Annotated in this window: 17 protein-coding genes and 1 tRNA gene; 6 read left to right on the top strand and 12 right to left on the bottom strand. The window is 58.2% G+C overall.

Annotated features, from left to right (window positions below):
• Positions 1-5: 5 nt before the first annotated feature.
• Genes mdcA through dctP form a run of 4 tightly spaced genes read right to left on the bottom strand, consistent with a single transcriptional unit; the run spans position 6 to position 4592 of the window.
• On the bottom strand, positions 6-1673 hold the full coding sequence (gene mdcA / locus LSG25_RS07015) for a malonate decarboxylase subunit alpha (protein WP_232743966.1): 1668 nt from the start codon (positions 1671-1673) through the stop codon (positions 6-8).
• Positions 1670-3022 carry a TRAP transporter large permease gene (locus LSG25_RS07010; RefSeq protein ID WP_232743965.1) on the bottom strand — a complete coding sequence of 451 codons (1353 nt, stop codon included), beginning with the start codon at positions 3020-3022 and terminating at the stop codon, positions 1670-1672. The genes mdcA and LSG25_RS07010 overlap by 4 nt, the downstream gene beginning before the upstream one ends.
• Positions 3004-3513, bottom strand: coding sequence for a TRAP transporter small permease (locus tag LSG25_RS07005; RefSeq protein ID WP_370636000.1), 510 nt, complete (start codon positions 3511-3513; stop codon positions 3004-3006). The genes LSG25_RS07010 and LSG25_RS07005 overlap by 19 nt, the downstream gene beginning before the upstream one ends.
• Positions 3514-3569: 56 nt before the next feature.
• The gene (dctP, locus tag LSG25_RS07000; RefSeq protein ID WP_232743964.1) at positions 3570-4592 is read right to left on the bottom strand and encodes a TRAP transporter substrate-binding protein DctP; all 1023 of its coding nucleotides are present in this window, start codon (positions 4590-4592) and stop codon (positions 3570-3572) included.
• A 124-nt stretch (positions 4593-4716) separates the two neighbouring features.
• Between dctP and LSG25_RS06995 the strand changes: the two genes are divergently transcribed.
• Positions 4717-5397: a GntR family transcriptional regulator gene (locus LSG25_RS06995; protein ID WP_232743963.1), complete on the top strand. Its 681-nt coding sequence runs from the start codon at positions 4717-4719 to the stop codon at positions 5395-5397.
• 4 nt (positions 5398-5401) lie between these two features.
• On the opposite strand, the gene cls is transcribed toward LSG25_RS06995, so the two are convergent.
• Both cls and LSG25_RS06985 read right to left on the bottom strand, forming a co-directional pair.
• Positions 5402-6856, bottom strand: a complete 1455-nt coding sequence (cls, locus tag LSG25_RS06990) for a cardiolipin synthase (RefSeq protein WP_255696674.1) — start codon at positions 6854-6856, stop codon at positions 5402-5404.
• A 272-nt stretch (positions 6857-7128) separates the two neighbouring features.
• Positions 7129-7204 (bottom strand) — tRNA-His (locus LSG25_RS06985).
• Between the two features lie 495 nt (positions 7205-7699).
• Between LSG25_RS06985 and LSG25_RS06980 the strand changes: the two genes are divergently transcribed.
• Positions 7700-7987, top strand: a complete 288-nt coding sequence (locus LSG25_RS06980) for a hypothetical protein (protein WP_232743961.1) — start codon at positions 7700-7702, stop codon at positions 7985-7987.
• 36 nt (positions 7988-8023) lie between these two features.
• On the opposite strand, the gene LSG25_RS06975 is transcribed toward LSG25_RS06980, so the two are convergent.
• Positions 8024-8875 (bottom strand): neutral zinc metallopeptidase, encoded by an 852-nt coding sequence (locus tag LSG25_RS06975; RefSeq protein WP_232743960.1) that lies wholly within the window; start codon positions 8873-8875, stop codon positions 8024-8026.
• 122 nt (positions 8876-8997) lie between these two features.
• On the opposite strand from LSG25_RS06975, the gene LSG25_RS06970 reads away from it, so the two are divergent.
• From LSG25_RS06970 to bamC, 4 genes are all read left to right on the top strand, one after another.
• The gene (locus LSG25_RS06970) at positions 8998-9624 is read left to right on the top strand and encodes an L-threonylcarbamoyladenylate synthase (RefSeq protein ID WP_232743959.1); all 627 of its coding nucleotides are present in this window, start codon (positions 8998-9000) and stop codon (positions 9622-9624) included.
• A gap of 107 nt (positions 9625-9731) precedes the next feature.
• Positions 9732-10382, top strand: a complete 651-nt coding sequence (locus tag LSG25_RS06965; RefSeq protein WP_232743958.1) for a site-2 protease family protein — start codon at positions 9732-9734, stop codon at positions 10380-10382.
• Positions 10383-10467: 85 nt separating this feature from the next.
• The gene (gene dapA / locus LSG25_RS06960) at positions 10468-11373 is read left to right on the top strand and encodes a 4-hydroxy-tetrahydrodipicolinate synthase (protein ID WP_232743957.1); all 906 of its coding nucleotides are present in this window, start codon (positions 10468-10470) and stop codon (positions 11371-11373) included.
• 17 nt (positions 11374-11390) lie between these two features.
• The gene (bamC, locus tag LSG25_RS06955) at positions 11391-12503 is read left to right on the top strand and encodes an outer membrane protein assembly factor BamC (RefSeq protein WP_232743956.1); all 1113 of its coding nucleotides are present in this window, start codon (positions 11391-11393) and stop codon (positions 12501-12503) included.
• Positions 12504-12940: 437 nt separating this feature from the next.
• On the opposite strand, the gene cysG is transcribed toward bamC, so the two are convergent.
• From cysG to mutS, 5 genes are all read right to left on the bottom strand, one after another.
• Complete coding sequence (gene cysG, locus LSG25_RS06950) at positions 12941-14389, bottom strand: siroheme synthase CysG (protein WP_232743955.1); 1449 nt, start codon at positions 14387-14389, stop codon at positions 12941-12943.
• Positions 14386-16086 (bottom strand): assimilatory sulfite reductase (NADPH) hemoprotein subunit, encoded by a 1701-nt coding sequence (gene cysI, locus LSG25_RS06945; protein WP_232743954.1) that lies wholly within the window; start codon positions 16084-16086, stop codon positions 14386-14388. The genes cysG and cysI overlap by 4 nt, the downstream gene beginning before the upstream one ends.
• Positions 16087-16097: 11 nt before the next feature.
• Positions 16098-17882, bottom strand: a complete 1785-nt coding sequence (locus LSG25_RS06940) for an assimilatory sulfite reductase (NADPH) flavoprotein subunit (protein ID WP_232743953.1) — start codon at positions 17880-17882, stop codon at positions 16098-16100.
• A 148-nt stretch (positions 17883-18030) separates the two neighbouring features.
• A complete protein-coding gene (locus tag LSG25_RS06935; RefSeq protein ID WP_232743952.1) occupies positions 18031-19215 on the bottom strand; it encodes a cupin domain-containing protein in 1185 nt (394 codons plus the stop codon).
• Positions 19212-21815, bottom strand: a complete 2604-nt coding sequence (mutS, locus tag LSG25_RS06930) for a DNA mismatch repair protein MutS (protein ID WP_232744603.1) — start codon at positions 21813-21815, stop codon at positions 19212-19214. Before mutS ends, LSG25_RS06935 begins: the two co-directional genes overlap by 4 nt.
• Between the last annotated feature and the right edge of the window lie 207 nt (positions 21816-22022).

Below are 22022 nucleotides of genomic sequence, written 5' to 3'. Positions count from 1 at the left end.
GTGTATTACCAGTTTCTGAAAGACTTTGGCGGGTTGTATAAGCCACCCGATGCGCGGACCAGGTCCTTCATTGTTTTGGCTGCGAGCAAATCCCGGGTTGCCGACCGCTTGTCGACGCCGAGATCTTCGGCCCTTTGAATAATGCCGCGGTCGCGAAGGTTTTCCACCATGCGCCTGTCGCGGGCCCGCCCAACGGGTGTGTAGCCCGCCACACCGCGGATTGCCTGCTCCCGCTCTTCATCGCTGCGGCACAGCAGTAGATTTGCAATCCCTTCTTCAGTCAGGATATGCGTGACATCATCGCCGTAAATCATGACCGGCGGGATAGGCATGCCGGTTTGTTCGGCAAGCTGCCATGCGTCCAGGGTTTCCACAAAAGCGGGCTGCATGTGTTCGCGAAAGGTCTCGACAATCTGAACCACCAGTTTCCGGCCATGGGGGATAGCGGATTTTCTGTCGCGCGCTTGCTGGCCCGCCTTTAGCCATGCGGGACTGGCATGGCGCCGTCCGCGCGCATCGGCCCCCATATTGGGGGCTCCGCCAAAGCCCGACATTCTGCCCAGGGTCGCGGTCGATGAATTGCCTTGCAAATCGATTTGCAGTGTGGAGCCTATGAACATATCGCAAGCATAGTGGCCGGCGGCCTGGCACAGTGCGCGATTGCTGCGCATGGACCCATCGGGGCCGACAAAGAAAATATCGGATCGGGCGCGAATGTATTCTTCCATGCCTAATTCAGAACCGAAGGAATGGATTGATTCGACAAAGCCGGCTTCGATTGCCGGAATTAATGCGGGGTGGGGGTTGAGCGCCCAATACTTGCAGATTTTCCCTTTTAATCCGAGCGACTCGGCGTAGGTCGGCAAAAGCAATTCGATGGCGGCGGTATTGAAACCGATACCGTGATTCAGTTTTTGCACTCCGTATTCGGCATAGATGCCTTTGATGGCCATCATTGCCATCAGGATCTGCAGCTCTGAAATTTTTGCGGGATCGCGGGTAAATAGCGGCTCGATGTAATACGGCGCAGGGCTTTGCACTACAAAATTTACCCAATCGGCGGGTATATCCACGCGTGGAAGCACATCCACGATTTCGTTTACCTGGGCGATCACGATGCCGCTCTTGAACGCGGTGGCTTCGACGATTGCGGGGGTATCTTCCGTGTTCGGGCCGGTGTACAAATTGCCGTTGCGGTCGGCGGATTGCGCTACCACCAGGGCAACACGCGGGGTCAGGTCGATGAAATAGCGGCCGAATAGTTCCAGATAAGTATGGATTGCGCCGATATTGAGTTTGCCGGCCGATGCAAGCCTGGCCAGCCGTCCGGCTTGAGGCCCGGAGAACGAGAAGTCCAGCTGCGACGCAATGCCTCGTTCGAACACATCGAGATGTTCGGGCAGCGCCAGCACCGACAACAGCATGTGTAAACCGTTGATGCGCGTCGAGTCGAGACTGGCCAGCGCTTTTGCGAGAAAGTCGGCCTGTTTCTGGTTGTTGCCTTCGAGGCAGACCCGGTCGCCCGGCTCGAGCACGCTGTACAGGAGATCGTTGATATGCGCTGCGGGCAGCAACTTGCCTGCAAGCACAGCACCCAGTGCCGACCTTGCGCGGGCGAGGCGTTGGGCTGTGTTGCTTCGCCTGGTATCCCAGGCCCGGTCAGCCATGTTCATTTATTGATTCCCATCAGGACATCCGGTATTCCTGTTGCGATTCCAGGGAACAGACAGAGTAGCAATATCCCCAGGAACATCAGTGCCAGAAATGGCAAGGTGCCCTTGATTACTTGCGCGAGCGAGATGTCCGGCGCAATATTTTTAATGATGAATATATTCAGTCCGACAGGGGGGTGAATCAGGCCCATCTCCATGACGATGGTCATGACTACGCCGAACCAGATCAGGTCGAATCCAGCCGCTTTCAATGGCGGCAGGATAATCGGCGCCGTCATCAATATGACGGATACCGGCGGCAGGAAGAAACCCAGGCACAGGACCAGTATCAGGATCGTTCCCAGCAGCAGCCACTTTGACAAATGCAGGTCGACGACCCATTCCGCCGCGGATTGGCTGATGTGCAGATAGCTCATTACATAGGAATACAACAAGGACATCCCGACTATCATCAACAGCATTCCGGACTCGCGGATGGCGGAGGTCAGGTAAGGCGCCAAGTCTTTCGGCTTCCAGATCCTGTACACCACGACAATCAACGAGATTGCGAGCAAAGCTCCCACGCCGGCCGTTTCAGAAGGCGTGGCAAAGCCGCCGTACAACGCGACCATTACCCCGATCAGCAGGAATACGAATGGCAAGACGCGCGGCAACATTTCCATTTTTTGTCTTAGCGTGAAATGCTCGTTTTCCAGGCAAGTCGATTTTTCGCCGCCGTTCTTGTAAATATCGTAGGCGATGCGATATTCTTTGCGAGCGCGGAATACGGCGTAGCCGGAAAACAGCGCCACCAGTAATATGCCCGGCCCGATTCCGGCCAGGAACAGGCGCCCCAGCGACTGTTCCGCCGCGACCGCATACAGGATCATCGTGATCGACGGAGGCAGCAAGATGCCCAGTGTTCCCCCCGCCGCAATAATCCCGGCGGCGAAGCTCGGCGAATAGCCGCGTGCGCGCATTTCGGGAATTCCGGCGGAACCGATGGCAAAACAGGTTGCGGGCGAGGAGCCCGCCATCGCGGCGAATATGGCACAGGCAAATACATTGGCGATGCCCAGGCCGCCCGGAACGCGATGCAGCCAGACATGAATGGCCGAATACAGATCCCTGCCTGCCGGAGACTTGCCTATGACGGCGCCCTTCAAAATGAATAGCGGTATTGACAGCAGGGTGATCGAAGCGATTTCTTCATAGACGTTTTGCGTCACTGTGTCGAGCGAAGCCGCCGGCATGAAAAAATACATGAAGCCCGTGGCTACCGCGCCCAGGGAAAAAGCAATCGGCATGCCCGTGAACATGACGATCAGGGTTACGATTCCATACAAGGAACCTAAGACGAGTGGGTCCATTTCCGGTTCCGTGTGTCATTGATATGGGCCAGAACCTGAGCCAGGATCTGGAGAGTCAAGGCACTCATTCCGACCGCCATCAGGGAATACGGAATCCATAGTGGCGGTGCGAAATTGGATGATGTGGTTTGGCCTTCGGCCCATGCCTCGTAGCAAAGCGTCCAGGATTTCCACGAAAAAAACAGGCAGAAGAGCAGGGATGCCAGATCGGTGATGAACATCCGTACTTTGTTGACGCCTGCCGGCAGCATGGAGGCCAGCGCTTCGATCCCGATATGGCCGCGATGCGATTGCACGTAGGCGGCCGTCAGGAATACCACTCCGACCAGCATGAAAATTGAGGCTTCATCCTGCCAGTCGGTTGGAATGCGAAGAAAGTAGCGGGCCACGACTGAGTACGTCAGGATTACCGATGTTACCCAGAGCGCGGCCATGGACAACCACAGCGCGGCTTTGTTGAAACCATCGAGCAATGCGATGAATGCCTTCAGGCCGGGATTGTTGGAGACATCATTTATGACGGACGGCGTTGTTTCGACGCCTTTGCTCACAGAAGCTTCTCCGCCAATGCCAGCAATTTGGCGCAATTGGCATTTTTGCCGGCATAGTCTTTCCAGGCGGTGGTGCGCGCGATGTCCTGCCATTTCTTGACTTCGGCGGCGTTCAGGTCAACCACCTTGACGCCGGCTTTTTCATAAACCGTTGCCAGTTTGACGTCGTCCGCCTTCGCCCCTTGCAGCGCGAATTGCTCCATTTCCGCGCCCACTGCCATGATGGCGGCCTGTTGATCCTTGGTGAGCTTATCGAAGATTATTTTCGACATCAACACGGGCTCGAACATATACCAGTACGCTTTGTCGCGGCCGCTGGTCAGGCTTTTGGAGACTTCTTCAAGACGGAATGAGATCAGCGATGTCGAGGACGTCATGGCGGCATCCATTGTGCCGGTCTGCATCGCTGCGTAGATTTCGTTGGAGGGCATCGAGACGACGGCGGCGCCGGCTGACTTGAGTATCAAATCCATGTCGCGCGACCCGCCGCGAACTTTCAATCCTTTGGCGTCTTCCGGGTTGACGACGGGCTTGCCGCGGGACGCGACGCCGCCCGCCTGCCAGATCCAGCTAACGATGATGATGCCTTTTTGCGCCAGGATTCGGGCCAGCTCTTTACCCACTTCGGCATTTTTCCAGCGGGCGCCTTGCTCATAAGAGGTTACCAACCCGGGCATGAGCCCGATGTTCGCTTCCTGTACTTCGCCCCCGGCATAATTCAGCGGTACTAGCGATATGTCCAGTGCGCCCTTGCGCAATGCGGAAAACTGCGCATTGGTCTTCATTAGCGACGAGCCGGGATAGATGTCGAAGCTCAGGCTGCCTTTGGTGCGTTTGCCGACTTCCTCGGCAAACGTGCGGGTCAGGCGATCGCGAAAATCGCCTTCTTTGATAGTGCCGCCCGGGAACTGGTGCGAGATTTTCAGCTTGACTGCTGTTTGCGCCCACGCCGAAGGAATTCCCCAAAAAGGGGTGGTGGCCAGCGCGCCGAGCAGTGTTCTGCGTGTGAGTGATGTCATTTGTCTTCCTCAGTTGTAGTAATAATTAAATATATTTTTTATTAGATCTTGTATACTAGATTCTACTAAATTGCATTCACTGTCAAGAAATAATTGCGGTCAATAACAGGGCGCCGAATACAATATGGCTACTACGTCAAATGTCAAAAACAGGTCCGAAGCCCTGCGCGAATCGATTGAAGAGATGATTGCGGTCGGCACTTTGAAGCCAGGCCAGCATTTGGATGAAGCCACGCTGGCGGAAGAGTTTGGGGTGTCGCGCACTCCGATTCGAGAGGCGCTGATTCAGCTTTCCTCCACGGGCATCATCGTCATGCGTCCGCGTCGCGGCGCGATTGTGGCCGAAGTGGGGCCTCAGCAGCTTATCGAAATGTTCGAAGTGATGGCCGAGATCGAGGCCATGTGCGGCCGGCTGGCCGCGCGCCGCATGTCCGCGGTCGAGCATCGCGCGCTATTGGCTGCGCATCAGGCATGCAAGGATGCGTGCGATGCGTCCGATCCGGATGAGTACTTCTATAGGAACGAAGCATTTCACGAACAAATCTACTCAGGCAGCCGCAATACATTTCTTGCGGAACAGGCGCGATCTCTGCATCGGCGATTGCGGCCCTATCGGCGGCTGCAGTTGCGGGTACGCGATCGGACGAAGGCGTCTTATTGCGAACACGAAAAGATCGTCGAGGCAATTATTGCGGGCGACAGCGATTTAACGGTCGAGCTTTTGCGTCAGCATGTCACTATCCAGGGGCAGCGCTTTGCCGACCTGGTTGCATCCTTGCCGTCATTGAACGTAGAAACTCTATAAGCCCCTACAGATAAGGGCTGGCAAGCCAGATGATTTTGTTGCGCAGCCGTTTTCTGAAGGGGATCTCAGCCAGTCCAGCCAGCGATACAGGGTCGGCGTGTTCGATTTCGCTGTCGATCATGCGTTCGATGTCCTGGGCGATGCCGCGATTGTATATTTCGATATCCAGCTCGAAGTTCAGGCGCAGGCTGCGGGGATCGAGGTTCGACGAGCCTACGTAAGACCAGGCGCCGTCAATGGTGATCAGCTTCGAATGGTTGAAGTTGCCGCTGGCGCGCCAGACCCGGCAGCCGTTGCGTATCACTTGGTCGAGTTGCGCCGTCATGGCATAGTTGACCAGGCGCAGGTTGTTGCGCCCTGGAATGACAATATCGACCTGGATGCCGCGCCGCGCCGCGGTATTGATGGCGCCGATCAATATTTGATCGGGCAGGAAATAGGGCGACTGGATGCGTATGTGTTGTTGGGCTACGGCAAAGGCGCCAAGCAGCATGTTGTGCGTGCTGCTGATGAACCGGTCCGGTCCTGAACGTATGCAGCGCGCCGGCATCTCGGGCAATGGCACGTTCCAGTCGTCGCTGCACCACGTCGCGTAGGGTAGTGTTTCCTTGGTGGTGAATTCCCAGTCGTGGGCAAACACGGATGTGAGCTGCAGCACGATAGGACCTTCGACCTGAAAGTGTGTATCGCCGGCCACGTGCTGTTTGGCAATCGCCGATACAAAGCCTTCCCGTATGTTCATGCCGCCGGTGAATCCATGCTGGCCGTCGACGATCAGGATCTTGCGGTGGCTGCGCAGATTGGCGTAGGGCATTTTCATGCCCAGGGGGTTGGTCATGAACAGGGCCGTCGTAATGCCGTGTTTGTGCAGCAGGCCGATAATGGGAGGGCGGGAGTATTTCGAACCGATCGAATCGATCAGGATCCGTATTTCAACACCGCGCTCCTTGGCCTGGGCCAAGGCCTGGACAAACTCGCGGCCGACCTCGTCGTTGTCGAAAATATAGGTTTGCAGGGCGATGGTTTTCTTCGCGCCGTGAATGGCGGCGATCATGGCCGGGTAGGCCTGGTCGCCGCCCACCAGAATCTTGATGTGGTTGTTGCCGCGCAGGGGAAAGCCGCTGATGCGGTCGCCCAAGGTGCGAAGGGAAATGAACTGGGGAGCCGAGTCGGCGCCGACATCGGCGACCGGCACTGCCTGCTTATTCGAGTAATCTTTCAACGCCTCGTCGCGTTGCTGCGAAATCCGGTCGCGGCGCACCCGGTTGATTCCCGCCACCAGGTAAAACAGCGGTCCGAATATGGGCGACATCAGGATGACGCCTACCCATCCTATGGCCGCACGTACGTCGTTCTTGGTCATGGCGGCATGGGTGGCCGCCGCTGCGCCTGAAACAAAGCTGATTAAAAAAACAAGATGAGGCCAATATGCGAGGATTAAATCATGCAATGAGTACATATCTGTCGAGGCCAGGGCAATGTCGTGAATGACCGCAATGGTGTGGCGAGTTATCGCCGGGTACTCGCACCCAGGCGGCAAGATTCCGGGCCTTAGTAGTATATAGAACAGATGTGTTCCGGAATATAGATTGATGCCGTGGCGTTCCAGGAATGCAAAAAAGCCCGCTGAAAGGCGGGCCGATACTGAGGCGTCGATTTTGTTTAGGTTGCCGGGCCGTGGTATATCGCGAAAGCCGAAAACGCAACGCGCGCGGACTTGCAAGTGTTTTTTGGGGTGACCGATGGGGCTCGAACCCACGACAACTGGAATCACAATCCAGGACTCTACCAACTGAGCTACGGTCACCACTGCTCAATCGAACGCATGGCTCTGAAAGAGAACGTGATTCTAGCATGAACTTGGAAAGTTGTTCCAGGCCGTGCCCGGTGCGCATGCGGATCGAAGCGGCCGTTCCGTTGGGTCGATGCGCATGCCTTTCTTCGCTTTTCCGGAACTAATTTTCAATTCGATTGTTCGAATAATGTATCGGACATTGCGCCTGCCATACAGGTTCGGTGCGCAATGCTTGAATATCGAGGACTGGCCGGGCGCGCAATTCGTTTCTTGCCAGGGCCGGTCGGTACTTTGTGTAGATACAGTTGGCCCGGTTTTGGTTTGATAATTGGAAACTGCCGGTAACATTAATTTCTGGCTAACTCTATGGAAACAAGGGAAAACCCTTAAATTGTTCAAGCCCGATATTCGATTTTGTAACTGATCGATACGATCGAGTGGTTACAAATGACTGTCTATCCTCTACGATAGATATTCGGCAATCCTTCAAAAAAGGTGTTAGTTATCATGAAAAAACTTTACACAACTCTTTTTGTTGCAGCCATGTTGGCAAGTCCTTACGCTGTTGCGGCCCCGGCCCAGCATAAAATGTCGCACGAAGCCTGGATAGCTGCGCAAAAGATAGATATTCCTCCTACCATCAAAATGACGGAAACCAAGATCCCGGCCGGCTCCGAGGCGTCGGGTTCGTCCATGCAGCATCAGATGCCGTCATCGACCCAAATGCCGACGGAATCCATGCCGGCCAACCAGATGCCCACTAGTGGGCAGCCCATGACTATGCCGCACAAGTAAACGCATCAGGCGGCGTGTGGCGGTCAGGCCGGTCGACTAAGACAGCGAATTTCCGGTGAAGGTGTTGCACTGGCCCGTATCGCCGCTTTTGAAGCCGCGTGTGAACCACTGCACTCGCTGTGCCGAGGTGCCGTGGGTAAAGGAGTCGGGCACCACATAGCCCTGCGCCTGTTTTTGCAGGCGGTCGTCGCCAATGGCGGTGGCGGCGTTCAGGGCTTCTTCTATGTCTCCGGCTTCGAGTGTCTGGCGGTCCGCATTCGAGTGAAACGCCCATACACCGGCAAAGCAGTCGGCCTGCAGTTCGACTCGTACCGATAATTGATTGGCCTGGGTGGAGTTGGCACGGCTACGCAACTGATCGATTTTGTCGGTAATGCCCAGCAAATGCTGTACATGATGGCCTATTTCATGGGCAATCACGTAGGCTTGGGCAAAGTCGCCGGGTGAATGAAGCTGTTGCGCCATTTGCCGGAAGAAGCTCATGTCCAGATAAACCTGGCTGTCGCCCGGGCAGTAGAAAGGGCCCATGGCCGCCTGGCCCACGCCGCAGGCCGTCTGCGTGGCTCCCGTGTAAAGAACCAGTTTGGGCTGCTTATAGGTACCCCAGCCTTTTTGCTGGAACATTTTGCCCCAGGTGTCTTCGGTATCGGCCAGCACCTTCGCGACGAAGCGTGTTTCGGTATCGCTGGCCGCAGGCCCCGCGTTCTGGCTGGGTTGGCTGACGGATGAGCCTTCCAGATTTTGCAGTACGACGCTGGGATCGACGCCGAAGTAGATGGCGACGAGGGCCAGGACGATGGCGCCTATGCCGATTTTGCCGCGACCTGCCGGCAGCATGCCGCGCCGGTCTTCAACGTTTTCGCTTTCTCTGGAGTTATCTAGACGCATGACGGATTCCTTGGGTTGTGGCGGCTGTGTATTTTAGTGCGCTGTGGATTTGCTGCTGATTTTATGGCCATAGGGCGTTGGAAAGCCTGAACTCGGGCATCAAGAATGTTAGGATACGTTTCATGACTCAATTTTTTGTTGTCCACCCCGAAAACCCCCAGTCGCGCTTGTTGAAGCAGGCTGGGCAATTGCTGGCCGACGGAGGCCTGGTCGCGGTGCCCACCGATTCCAGCTATGCTGTCGTGGCTCGCCTCGACGATAAATCGGCGGCCGATGCTCTGCGGCGCCTGCGAGGCCTCGACGAGCGCCATCACCTTACCCTGTTGTGCCGCGACCTGGCCGAAATCGGCCATTTTGCGCGTGTCGACAACCGCCAGTATCGTTTGCTGAAAATGGCTACCCCAGGGCCCTGGACATTCATCCTCGAGGCAACGCGCGAGGTTCCCCGCCGAGTGTCGCACCCGTCGCGCAAAACCATAGGAATACGTGTTCCCGATCATAAAGTGGCACGCGACCTGATCGAATATGCCGGCTCGCCGCTGATGTCCACAACGCTGATCCCGCAAGACGAACACGAGCCGTTGAACGACGCCCAGCAGATACGCGAGCGTTATGGCAATCAACTGGCGGCCATTATCGATAGCGGCTCATGTCCGTTCATGCCCACGACGGTAATCGATCTCACGGGGCCCAGCCCCGAAATTATTCGGAAGGGGCAGGGGGATCTGGCAGCTTTGGGGCTGGATTAGTGTGCTGTTTTGCTAATTTGAATACATGGGCCGAGCAAACAGCACACTGAACTTTCTTTCATTTAAATGGCCCAAGCTCTTGCTTGCGCCAGCGCCCTCGGGATTTTATGAATTCTTTGATTCAGACCATTACGGTCTATGCTTTACCTGTGCTTTTCGGAATTACCCTGCATGAAGCCGCTCACGGTTATGTAGCGCGGATGTTCGGCGATCCGACGGCTTATCTGGCCGGACGCATCAGCCTGAATCCGATTCGCCACATCGATCCCATGGGTACAGTCGTGGTTCCTCTGGTATTGCTGTTCAGCACCACGCTTTTGGGCGGCGGCGGCCTGCTGTTCGGATGGGCCAAGCCGGTGCCTGTCGACTGGGGGCGTTTGCGCAATCCGAAGCGCGATATGCTGTGGGTAGCCCTTGCCGGCCCCGGGTCCAATCTATTGATGGCTATTATCTGGGCCCTGGGTTTGCGTTTACTGGCCGAATCGGGTGCGTCCCAGGGCGATTTCTGGGTGCAAATGGCGATTGCCGGCATACAAATCAACCTGGTGCTGATGGCGCTTAATTTGTTTCCAATTCCGCCGCTGGATGGCGGCCGGATTGTGTTCAGTTTGTTACCAAGCCGTATGGCCTGGCAATACTCCAGAATTGAGCCCTATGGCATGCTGATTCTTATCGTGCTCATGATAACGGGCATTTTGTGGGCACTACTGCAACCTTTATTAGGGTTTGGGCAATTAATTATCAATTGGTTCTTATAAATCCGGGCGCTTATCCGGTAAACTTGCGTGTTAATTGATTTGGCAAGTTCACCGTTTGGGTGAGTTCGAGGAGATGGTTCCCATCATGGCAGCAAGTACGGATTCTGCGATTCCTACCTTTCAGGGCAGCATGGTTGCCCTGATTACCCCCATGTACCCCGACGGTAGTCTGGATCTTGATTCCTATCGCAAACTGATCGACTGGCACGTGGCCGAGGGAACCGATGCCCTGGTCGTGGTCGGCACTTCGGGCGAATCGCCGACCGTCAGCATCGACGAACACGCCGAACTGATCCGCATAGCCGTCGAGCATGCCGCAAGCCGTGTGCCCGTCATAGCCGGAATGGGGGCGAATTCCACGGTCGAGGCCATTCATCTTGCCCGCCACTCGCTGGCGGTGGGGGCCCAGGCTGGCTTGTCGGTAGTGCCTTATTACAATAAGCCTACCCAAGAGGGCATGTATCAGCACTTTCGCGCCATAGCCGAGGCCGTTGAACTGCCGTCGGTTCTTTACAACGTACCCGGCCGTACATCGGCCGACCTGTCCAACGAAACCATTTTGCGTCTGGCGCAGGTGCCCGGCATTATCGGCATCAAGGACGCCACCGCCAATATTGCCCGCGGCGCTTTGCTGCTGCGCGATGCTCCAACCGGCTTCCAGGTATTCAGCGGCGACGACGCAACGGCGGCAGCGCTTATGCTGCTCGGCGGCCGCGGCAACATTTCCGTTACCGCCAATGTGGCGCCGCGGCTGATGCACGAATTGTGCATGGCTGCGATTGCGGGCGATGCACTTCGCACTCGGCAGCTCAACGGACAATTGGCACATCTGAATAATGTGCTGTTTGTCGAGTCCAACCCGATTCCAGTCAAGTGGGCGGTGGCCGAACTGGGCCGGTCCCAATTGGGCTATCGTTTGCCCCTGACGCCCTTGCACGAGCAGTATCACGCCGTGGTACGCGGTGCGCTCAAAGACGCAGGTTTGATTTAAAAATGATGAGGATGCGCATGAACAAACGCTACGCCGGCTTAACCATTGGTGTCGGCTTGCTGTTGCTGTCTGGGTGCTCGCAACTGAAAGAGTTGACGGGGCGTGAAGAGTCGGTCAACTACAAAAGTACGGTAGCCGGCGATCCGTTGAGCATTCCGCCGGACCTGACCCAGGCCAACCAGGATGCCCATTACAAGGCGCCTGAGGGCACAACCACATTAAGCCAATTCAAACAAAACCAGGAAGCGCATAAAGCAGCCAATCCCAGCGACAGCATTCTGCCCGCCACCAGCGGAGTCAGTGTGATGCGCGATGGCAATCTGCGCTGGCTGGTGGTGGATCAGCCGGCCCAGGCCATCTATCCCAAGGTTGTCGATTTCTGGGGCGAGCAGGGGTTCACCCTGCATTCCCAGGATCCCAAGGCCGGCCTGATGCAAACCGACTGGGCTGAAAACCGGGCCAAGATCCCCGAAGGCTGGATTCGAAGCGCGCTGGGCGGTATTCTGGATCAGGTCTTTGACAGCGGCGAGCGCGAGCGTTTTCGTACCCGTGTGGAACGCGTCAACGGCAAAACGGAAATTTATATCAGCCACGAGCAAATGGTCGAAACGCCCACGGCCGATGGCGCCGCCTTCAAATGGGTATACGGTAAGGAAGATCCAGGCCTGGACGCCGCCATGCTGGCTCGTTTGATGGTGTTTCTGGGTACCGATGTTACCAAGGCGCACGATATGGTTGCCAAGGCCGAAAAAGATCCGAGCCAGCCGCAAATCGTTGCCGCGGGCAGCAATCAGGCCGAAATCAACATGACCGAGCCTTTCGATCGCGCCTGGCGCCGCGTGGGTGCGGCCCTCGATTCGGCCGGGTTCTCGGTTGATGACCGTGATCGTTCCAAGGGCGATTATTTCATACGCTATCTGGATTCCGATACCGGCGTGAAAATCGATCAGGGCAATTTCCTGACCCGTATGTTCGGCGCAAAGAATACGGCTCAGGCAACGGCTTACCGTGTGCACGTGGCCGAGCAGGGCTCCGGTTCGACGGTGACGGTGCTTGATCAGAACGGCCAGCGTGATAACAGCGCGACGGCCAAGCGCATAATCACTGTGCTGACCAGCAATATGAAATAAAAGGCAAGTGGGTGTGTGGATTAGTGGGGGCGCTCCTTGTGGGCGCCCTTGCTTTTATTGTGCACTCTTGTCTATTTTGGACGCATCGCCGGCGGCCCGGATGGGGCGGCGCTCGCCTCGTCCGGTCCTGGCTTTGCCAGGACTGCCCGCGTCCAAAGCCCGGGTCGGGGCGGTCGCGGAACTCGCGCCGCGCACAGCATGCTGTGCGCACCCGTGGCGCTCAGACAGCCGCTCCCTTTTTCCCCGCCCCGGGCTTTGGACGCGGCGGACTCGAAGCTCGCCCGCCCCACCCGGGCCGCCGGCGATGCTGGCGTCAATGTGTGATGATAGAGTTGAATGGCCGGATTGGGTGTGTTGCGGCCTTTGCATGGAGTACGGGGCATGTCAAGTCCGTAGCGGCGGCCAGTGGGGGCCGCGGTTGGTGGCGGACTCTCGATTCAGGCGGCCTTTGCCAGGCCTTTGGCCTGGGCGGCCGATTCGTCTGACGCTGTATGCGCACTGATGCTGGCGCCGAACCACTGAAGCTGTTCGGCCAGCGCGGCAACTTCTCCGATTACAAGCAGGGAAGGGGCCTGGAATGCGTGTTCGGCGGCGAGCGCCGGCAGATCTTTCAGCGCTCCATGCAATACCCGCTGGTTGCTGCGCGTGCCATTTTCAATCAAGGCAAAAGGGGTGTCGCCGGCACGCCCGTGTTCGATGAGCCGGGCGGTCAGCCACGGCAATTGGCTGACCCCCATGTAAAACGCCAGCGTTTGCCTGGCTTGTGCCAGCGAATGCCAGTCGTTGCTGTCGCCGTCCTTGCAGCTGTGGGCAGTAATCAGGCGAACGGATTGAGCATGGTCGCGGTGAGTCAGGGGAATGCCGGCGTAGGCGGCGCAAGCGAGTGCCGCGGTAATGCCGGGTACCACTTCGTAGGGAATGCGGTGTTCGCTCAGGAACTCGAGTTCTTCGCCGCCGCGTCCGAAAACAAAGGCATCTCCGCCTTTGAGCCGCACCACGTAGCTGCCTGATCGAGCGTGATCCAGCAGCAGGTCGTGAATACGCTGCTGAGTTGCATTGTGATCCTCGCCGGGTGTTTTGCCCACGGCAATCCGCAGCGCATCGCGGCGCGCCAATGCCAGGATATCCGGGCTGACGAGGCGGTCGTACAGAATGACATCGGCTTCGTTCAAGGCGCGCAGGGCCTTGATGGTCAGCAGGCCTGGATCGCCCGGGCCGGCTCCTACCAGTGCCACTTTGCCTTGGGTTGCCGACTGGGTTTGCTCCAGCTTCTTCTTGAGCTCGCTTTCCGCTTGAAGCCCTTGCTGCTTGCGCAAGGCGGCGGCTACCGGGCCATCGAGCAGCCAATCGTAGAACTCACGGCGCTGGCGCAGTTTGGGCCGAAGCCGCCGTATGGCTGGACGATATTTTTCGGCCAAGGTCGCCAAGGCGCCCAGAGAATGGTCGAGCACGGTTTCGATACGTTCGCGCACGCGCCGCGCCAGCACCGGAGCCGTGCCCGATGACGATACGGCAACGATAAGCGGAGAGCGATCGATGATTGCGGGCATTTGAAACGATGATAGTTGCGCATCGTCGACGACATTGATGAGAATACGGCGTTTTTCGGCGCAGTGCGCAATATGGCGGTTGGCGGCCTGGTCGTTGGTGGCGGCGACGACCAGCCAGGCCTGGTCCAGCCAATTTTCTTCAAAGAGGCCTTCGATCGTTTCGATCGAGCCCTGGTTTTTCAGGAGCAGAAGCTCCGCCGTAAAGGCCGTGGCGCCTACAACGACGCTGGCGCCCGCGGCAAGCAGGCTGCCGACTTTGCGCTCCGCTACAGAGCCGCCGCCAACCACCACGACTCGGCGGCCATTGATATCGGCAAAAAGCGGGAACAGCGTCATACCACCGCATCCAGGATAATAGGGATCAGGCGTTGCGATGGGGCTGCAATGACTTCGGTGCGAACCAGAAAGTCGCCGAATTTCTCGTTTTGTTCCCGGTTCTGGGCGTAGGCGCCAAACAGCGTATCGAGGCTGCCGAGAATTTCCGGCTCGGTGATGTTCTCGCGATAAAGAGTATTGATTCGCTGGCCGATAAAGTCGGCGCCGATTCTCAGGTCGTAACGGCCGATGGCGCGGCCCACCAGAGTGATCTCACCCAGGTAGGGGCGCGAGCAGCCATTGGGGCAACCTGACAGTCGCAACAGGATGGGCGCGTCGAGCAAATTGTGCTTGGCCAGCAATGTTTCGAGCTTGGGTAGCAGCTCCGGCAGGTAGCGTTCGCTTTCGGCCATGGCCAAGCCACAGGTAGGCAAGGCGACGCAGGCGATGCTGTGCCGGCGTATGCCGCTTTGCTTGATGTATCCGTCCAGTCCATATTGCCGCACGAGTTCGTCGATTTGCGCACGGTCGGCCGCGGCTACGTTGGAAATGATCAGGTTTTGATTGCAAGTCAGGCGAAACTCGCCTTTGTGCACCCGGGCAAGTTCGCGCATGCCGGTCAGGAATTGTTTTCCGTCTACGTCTTCCAGCCGTCCCGATTCAATGTACAGGCCCAGATGCCACTGCCCATCTTCGCCTTCGATCCAGCCGAAGCGGTCGCCGTTATGATCGAAGTGGTAGTCGCGCAGGGGCTGCAGACTGTAGCCCAGGCGTTGTTCCAGCTCGGATTTGAACCAGTCCAGGCCATGATGATCGATGGTGTACTTCAGGCGGGCATGCTGGCGTTCGACGCGGTTGCCGTAATCGCGCTGCACTGTGACGATGCTTTCGGCGACTTCGATGATCTGTTCGGGGGGTACGAAGCCGATCAGGCTGCCCAGGCGCGGATAGGTGGTGTCGTCGCCATGAGTGGCGCCCATGCCGCCGCCGACTGCGATATTAAAGCCCTGCAGTATGCCGTTTTCAATAATGGCGATCAGGCCTAGATCCTGTGCGAATACATCAATATCGTTAAGCGGAGGAATGGCGATCCCGATCTTGAATTTTCGCGGCAGATAAGCGTTGCCGTAGATGGGCTCGTGGTCGGGCTCGTCGGTGATTTTCTTGCCGTCCAGCCATATCTCGTGATAGGCGCGTGTGCGCGGCAGAAAATGGGCCGATAGTTTTTCGGTCCATTCCTGGACGATCTGGTGCTGGCTGGAAAGCAGGGGGTTGACAGAGCTGACGACCTGGCGGTTGACGTCGCCGCAGGCGGCGAGCGTGGTGGCCAGGGAGTCGTGGATGGCCTGCATGGTGGCTTTCAGGTTGCGTTTCAATATGCCGTGCAATTGAAAGGTCTGGCGTGTCGTGATGCGCAGGCCGCGGCCCGCCCAGGTGGTGGCGATGTGATCGAAACCCAGCCATTGCTGCGGAGTGACCACGCCGCCGGGCAGGCGGGCGCGCACCATGAACGCGTAGGCAGGCTCGAGCTTTTGTCTGCGTCGCTCGTCGCGCAGGTCGCGATCGTCCTGCTGGTAGCTGCCGTGGAATTTCAACAGCTTGGTATCGTCGTCGCTGATGGCTCCCGTGACGGGATCGTTAAGCCCTTCTTCAATGGTGCCACGCAGATAATTGCCGTCTACCTTGATTTTTTCCAGATGCGAAAGAGTGCTGCTCATTGTGTTCCTGATTAATAAACGTCGCGGGCATAACGGCCTTGCATAGCCAGGTCGTCCAGCCATTGCCGGGCCTGGTCCTGATCGAAGCCACCTTCGGTCTGGGCGATCTGCAAGAGGGCCTGGTGTACATCTTTGGCCATGCGGCTTGCATCTCCGCATACGTACACATGGGCGCCCGCCTGAATCCAGTCATAAATATCGGCGGCCGACTCCAGCAGTTTGTCCTGTACATAAACCTTGTCGGCCTGGTCGCGCGAAAAGGCGAGATCGAGCCGATGCAGGTCGCCATCCTTCAGGGCGCGCTGCCATTCGGTTTGATAAAGAAAATCGGAGCTGAAGTTCGGGTTGCCGAAGAACAGCCAATTGCGGCCGCTGGCGGCGTTGGCGCTGCGTTCCTGGACGAAGGCGCGAAACGGGGCTACGCCGGTGCCCGGGCCTATCATGATGACATCGCGCGATGAGTCGGCCGGCAGGCGGAAGCGCGGATTTTCTTCGATGTAGACCGGCAGCTTGTCGCCTTCGTTCAGATGGCTCAGGAAATGCGAAGCACAGCCCCAGCGCGATTCTTCCTCGTATTCGTACTCGATGTGAGCGAGAGTCAGATGAACTTCGGCATCGACCGCGGCCTGGCTTGAGGCAATGGAATACAGCCGAGGCGTAAGCGGGCGCAATGCCTTGACCAGGGCTGTAGCCTCCCAGGCTGCCGGATATTTTTTCAGCACATCGATCAACTGGCTGGTATCGAGCAGGTTTTTCAGGGTTTCGACGGCGCTTATCTGCTTTTGCAGGTCGGCGCTGCCGGCCAGTTGGGCATGCGCCAGCAGAAAGGGCTTGGTCAGCAGGGTCAGTTCGCGGTGGTGGCCCAGCCATTCTTTGAGAGGGCGGGAAACGCCATTGATCTCGACGGCTTCCTCGGCATTCAGGCCCAGGATGCTGATGACGGCATCAACCAGCGTTGCTGCTTGAGTGGGCCATACCCCCAGGGCGTCGCCCGGCTGATAATCCAGATGGCTGCCTTCGAGCGAAATCTCCAGATGGCGTATGTCTTTGATACTGTCTCTGGCGGTAATGGCCTGATTCAGCACCAGTTCGGCCAAAAAGGGCTGGTCGCGCGAAATTTTGCTTGGCACAGGGCGCAGCGGCGTTACGCTGGCAGTGGGAATTTCGCTTTGCTTGAGTGCTTTTTGTGCCTGATCGACCGCCTTGTCCTGCCAGGGCAGGGCGACGGTTTCGATATCGAGATCGGCGGTGCCCGCTTCTTGCAGGCGTTCGGCACCCAGTTCCTCCAGGCGCGCATCGATGCGTTGGGACACGCCGCAGAACAGGGGGTAGCTGGAGTCGCCCAGGCCCAATACCGCATACTTGAGCTGCGGCAGCTTGGGTGCGCGGCGGCTGCTCAAAAATTCGACAAAGCCCAGCGAGTCGTCCGGAGGATCTCCATCGCCCTGAGTGCTCATGACGATATACAGCAGTTGTTCGTCCTTGAGTTCGCGGGTGGCATAGCGATCGGCGCGCACCAGCCGCGTGTTCAGCCCCAGGGCGCCAGAGCGTTCCGCCAGCGATTCAGCCACACGCTTGGCGTTGCCGGTCTGGCTGCCGTAAATGATGGTCAACTGCTTGGCCACGGCGGTGTTCGGGACAGCCGCTACAACGGCCGGGGCGCGTACGGCTTGCCTGCCCTGGGCGACCCCCGCGAAGTAGCCTGAAAGCCAGCTGAGCGCATTGGGCTCCAGCCCATCGACCAGGTCGCTGACAAGAGAATGTTTGGATTCAGGCAGATAGGAAGGCGACAACATTGTGCACTCGCAATAATAAGGCAGCTTCCATTCTAGATAGCACCGCCTTATACGCGAACGACTAGATTATTATTTTCTTATGCTCGTATATGTTTATATTGAAAACCAGCAGTAAGACCTGCCGATCTGCCGGCATTCTTCGCCGTTGTTACTTTTCCATATAGTGCAGCCAGCCTTCCCGCAGCCAGTCGGTGAGGGTTGTCCGTTCATCGATACTCAATGCCTTCAGCCGGCGCGCATCCAGGGCCAGCCGCCGCGCGTCGGCCAGCTCGCGCAGCGCCCGGGATGCCGGTACCGGGGCAACTTCGCCGTTAATGAAAAGCTGACGCTTCCGATACATCAGGCGTGTGCAGCGATCGAGCCGCAAGAGGCCGGGGGGCACGGGCGCACGCAAGTCGATATGCCCGCTGCCGGGCTCAAAATAGGCCAGGGGAGACAATTCGGTTAGCCACAGCCCCAGGAATCGCGTCGCAATGGCTTCGTCGAAACGAATTTTTTGCGCCGCCTGACAGGCGGCGTTCAATAAAGCATCGGGCAGCTTGGCTGGCGTTTCGGTGGCCGATACTCCAGGGTCGCGAAAAATGCGGCTCAGATCCGGTCCCGGAAGCGGCGGATTGGCATACAAACCGCTGCTGTCGCCAATGCCGGCCATGATCTGGTCGCCGGCCGCTTCCAGCATGCCGCGAGCCAAAGTCGCCTGGCTGGGGGCGCGAAAGCCGATGGAAATGGTCATGCAAGGGCCGATCGCCACGCCATCGTGGGCAATTTGCGGCGGCAGGTACAGCATATCGCCCGGGTCGAGCTCATATTCGTGTTCGGCCCGGAAATTTTTCAGTATTTTCAGGGGCAGTCCGGGGCTGAGCTCCAGGTCTTTCTGGCTGCTGATGCGCCAGCGTCGCCGGCCATGGGCCTGTAGTAAAAATACATCGTAGCTGTCGAAATGCGGGCCGACTCCGCCGCCATCGCCAGCAATGCTGATCATGGCGTCGTCCAGCCGTGCATCTGAAATGAAGCGGAATTGATGCGCTAGTTCCGCTGTTGCGTCGTCGTGCAGATCCACGCTTTGAGCCAGCAAGCTCCAATCGGGCCGTGTGGCGGCGGGCAGGCGGGCGAACGGGCCGGTTTTCATCGTCCAGCCAGCCCGGCCGTGGGAAATCAGGCGCGATTCCACTTCGTCGCGCCTGGCCAGTTGCCGGATGTCATCCATGGACAGCGAGGGTCGGAAATCGGGTATGGCCTGGCGGATGAGCAGCGGTTTGCGCTGCCAGTGGCGCTGCATGAACATCCGCGGCGTGAGTCCGCCCAGCAGGACAAGGGGTCGGTCGATATTCATAAGTGGGTGTTCCGCAAACGATACAGAATATCCAAGGCTTCGCGAGGCGTGAGCTGGTCGGGGTCGATGGCCGCCAGTTCGGCCTTCAGCGCTGAGTCGGGCTCGGTGGCGAGGGGCTCATCATCTTGCGTGGGATCATTGCCGTTGGCCGATTCTGCGGGTGCTGCAAACAGGTCGAGCTGGGGCGTGGGGGCTCCCTGGGCTTCCAGGCGGCCAAGTTCCTGGCTGGCTCGGCGGATCACGGCCGGCGGAATGCCCGCGCGCTGGGCAACCTGTATTCCGTAGCTGCGGCTGGCCGGACCGGGCTGGACTTGATGCAGGAACACAACGCCCGATGCCGATTCGGCCGCTGCCAAATGTACATTGGCGGCGCATGGAACTTCGTTGGGCAGGCGGGTGATTTCGAAATAATGCGTGGCAAACAGAGTCAAGGCCTGATTGTGCGTGAGCAATCGATGCGCTATCGACCATGCCAGCGCCAGCCCATCGTAGGTCGAAGTGCCTCGTCCTATTTCGTCCATCAGCACCAGACTTTGCGGGGTGCTGGCTGCCAATATGGCCGCCGCCTCGGTCATTTCCATCATGAAGGTCGAGCGTCCGCCGGCCAGGTCGTCGGCGGCGCCGATGCGGGTAAAAATGCGATCGATTTGCCCAATGCGGGCGCGTTCGGCCGGAACGAAGCTGCCAATTCTGGCCAGCAGCACAATAAGCGCGATTTGCCGCATATAGGTCGATTTACCACCCATATTGGGGCCGGTAATCAACAACATTCGTCGTTGGGGGGCAAGCTCGCAATCGTTGGGCGTAAAACGCTCGATGCTGTGTTCGACCACGGGATGGCGGCCCGCCTCGATCGTGATTTCGCTTTCGTCGCAAAGCTGGGGCGCTGTCCAGCCGTTTTGCCGTGCGTGTTCGGCCAATGCCGCCAGCACGTCGATTTCGGCCAGGGCCGCAGCGCAGGAAGAAAGCGCCGGGGCATGGGGGGCGAGTTGATCGAGCAGATTTTCGAACAACCATTTTTCGCGCGCCAGGCTGCGATCCTTGGCCGAGAGTACTTTGTCTTCCCAGGTTTTCAGCTCGGGCGTGATGTAGCGTTCGGCATTTTTCAAGGTTTGCCGGCGGCGGTAATCGGCTGGCACCTTATCGGCCTGGCCGCGCGATACCTCGATGTAGAAACCATGCACGCGATTGAATTCGACCCGCAGCGTGGCGATGCCTGTGCGCTCGCGCTCGCGCGCTTCGAGTTCGAGCAGGAATTCGCCATTGTCGCTGGCCAGGCGGCGCAACTCATCCAGTTCGGCATCGTAGCCGTCGGCAATGACGCCTCCGTCGCGTATCAGAAGCGCGGGTTCGGCAGCGACTGCGTGTTGCAGCAAAGAGTGGAGCTCGGGCGTGACATTGAGCTGCAGCGCGAATTGCTGCAGTTTGGGCACGGGCGCAAACGCCTGGACGATATCGCCGGCTGTGGCTGGGAGCTCCAGCAGGGCGTCGCGCAGGCTTGCCAGTTCGCGTGGACGTACCGAGCGCATGGCCAGGCGTGTGGCGATACGCTCGATATCGGGGTAACGGTTCAGTTCCCGCCGCAAGGTATCGAGTGGCGGAGCGGCTTCCAGTGTTGCGTTGTCTGTGGAAGCGGCCAGCAACGCTTCTATGACTTGCTGGCGTTCTGTGACAGGGGCATTGTCGCGCAGGGGGTGATGCAGCCAGCGGTGCAGCAGGCGGCTGCCCATGGGGGTCTGGCAATGATCCAGTGTGGACAGCAGGCAGGGGCTTGGGTCGCCGCTCAGTGTTTCGGTGATCTCCAGGTTCTTGCGTGTTACCGGATCCAGCACGACATATTCGCTGGCCCGGTCGATGCGTATGGACTGTATATGCGAAAGCGTCCCTGTCTGGGTGCGGCTTACATAGCGCAGCAGCGCACCGGCGGCGCAGGTGGCGATCGGCATATCGGTCAGGTCGAAACTGGCCAGTGAATCCACGCCGAAGTGCTGATGCAACACGCCGCGTGCACCGTCGAGTTCGAAGTGCCAGTCGGGGATCGGGCTGACGGCCATGCCCGGATCGGTGTGCGGCCGCCTGCTTTCGGCGCACACCAGTTCGGCCGGCGCGACACGGTGCAGTTCCGAATCGAGCATATCGGGTACGCATTCCGTGACGCGGAACTCGCCATTGGCCAGATTCATCCAGGCCAGGGCGGCGCGCTCCGTTTTATTGTGCCGCCCTGTGTACATGGCGGCGATCATGCGATCTGCCTTGGCCGGCAGCAACGCGTCATCAGTAAGTGTGCCGGGCGTGACTATGCGTACGATCTTGCGGTCTACCGGCCCCTTGCTGGTAGCCGGATCGCCTATCTGTTCGCAAATCGCCACGGACTCGCCCAATGCCACCAGGCGCGCCAGGTATTGTTCCATGGCATGCACCGGTACACCCGCCATCGGTATGGGAGCGCCGTTGGATGTGCCGCGTTTGGTCAAGGTGAGGTTCAGCAGCCGCGCTCCGCGTTCGGCGTCGCCATAGAACATTTCGTAAAAATCGCCCATACGGTAGAACAGCAGATACGGCCCGGCCTCGGCTTTGAGGCGCAGATATTGCTGCATCATGGGGGTATGGTTTGCGGAACCAGCGATGATTGGTATGTCGTTTTCGGCTTTGCCGGCACGGGGTTTTACAGCCATTCAGCCCTCGGGACGAGTGTGAGGTATTGGGTATTTCGGAGTGTTTTCCAGCGCGTCTTGGTGCTTGTCTGACAGGATAAAACGACTCGATATGCCATGGTAACCTGCCTGGAAGCATACTGAAACCGCAGT

The sequence above is a fragment of the Paralcaligenes sp. KSB-10 genome (assembly GCF_021266465.1).
Lineage (GTDB): Bacteria > Pseudomonadota > Gammaproteobacteria > Burkholderiales > Burkholderiaceae_B.
Note: the sequence above shows the minus strand (reverse complement) of the source record. Positions and strands in the feature narration are given on the sequence as shown.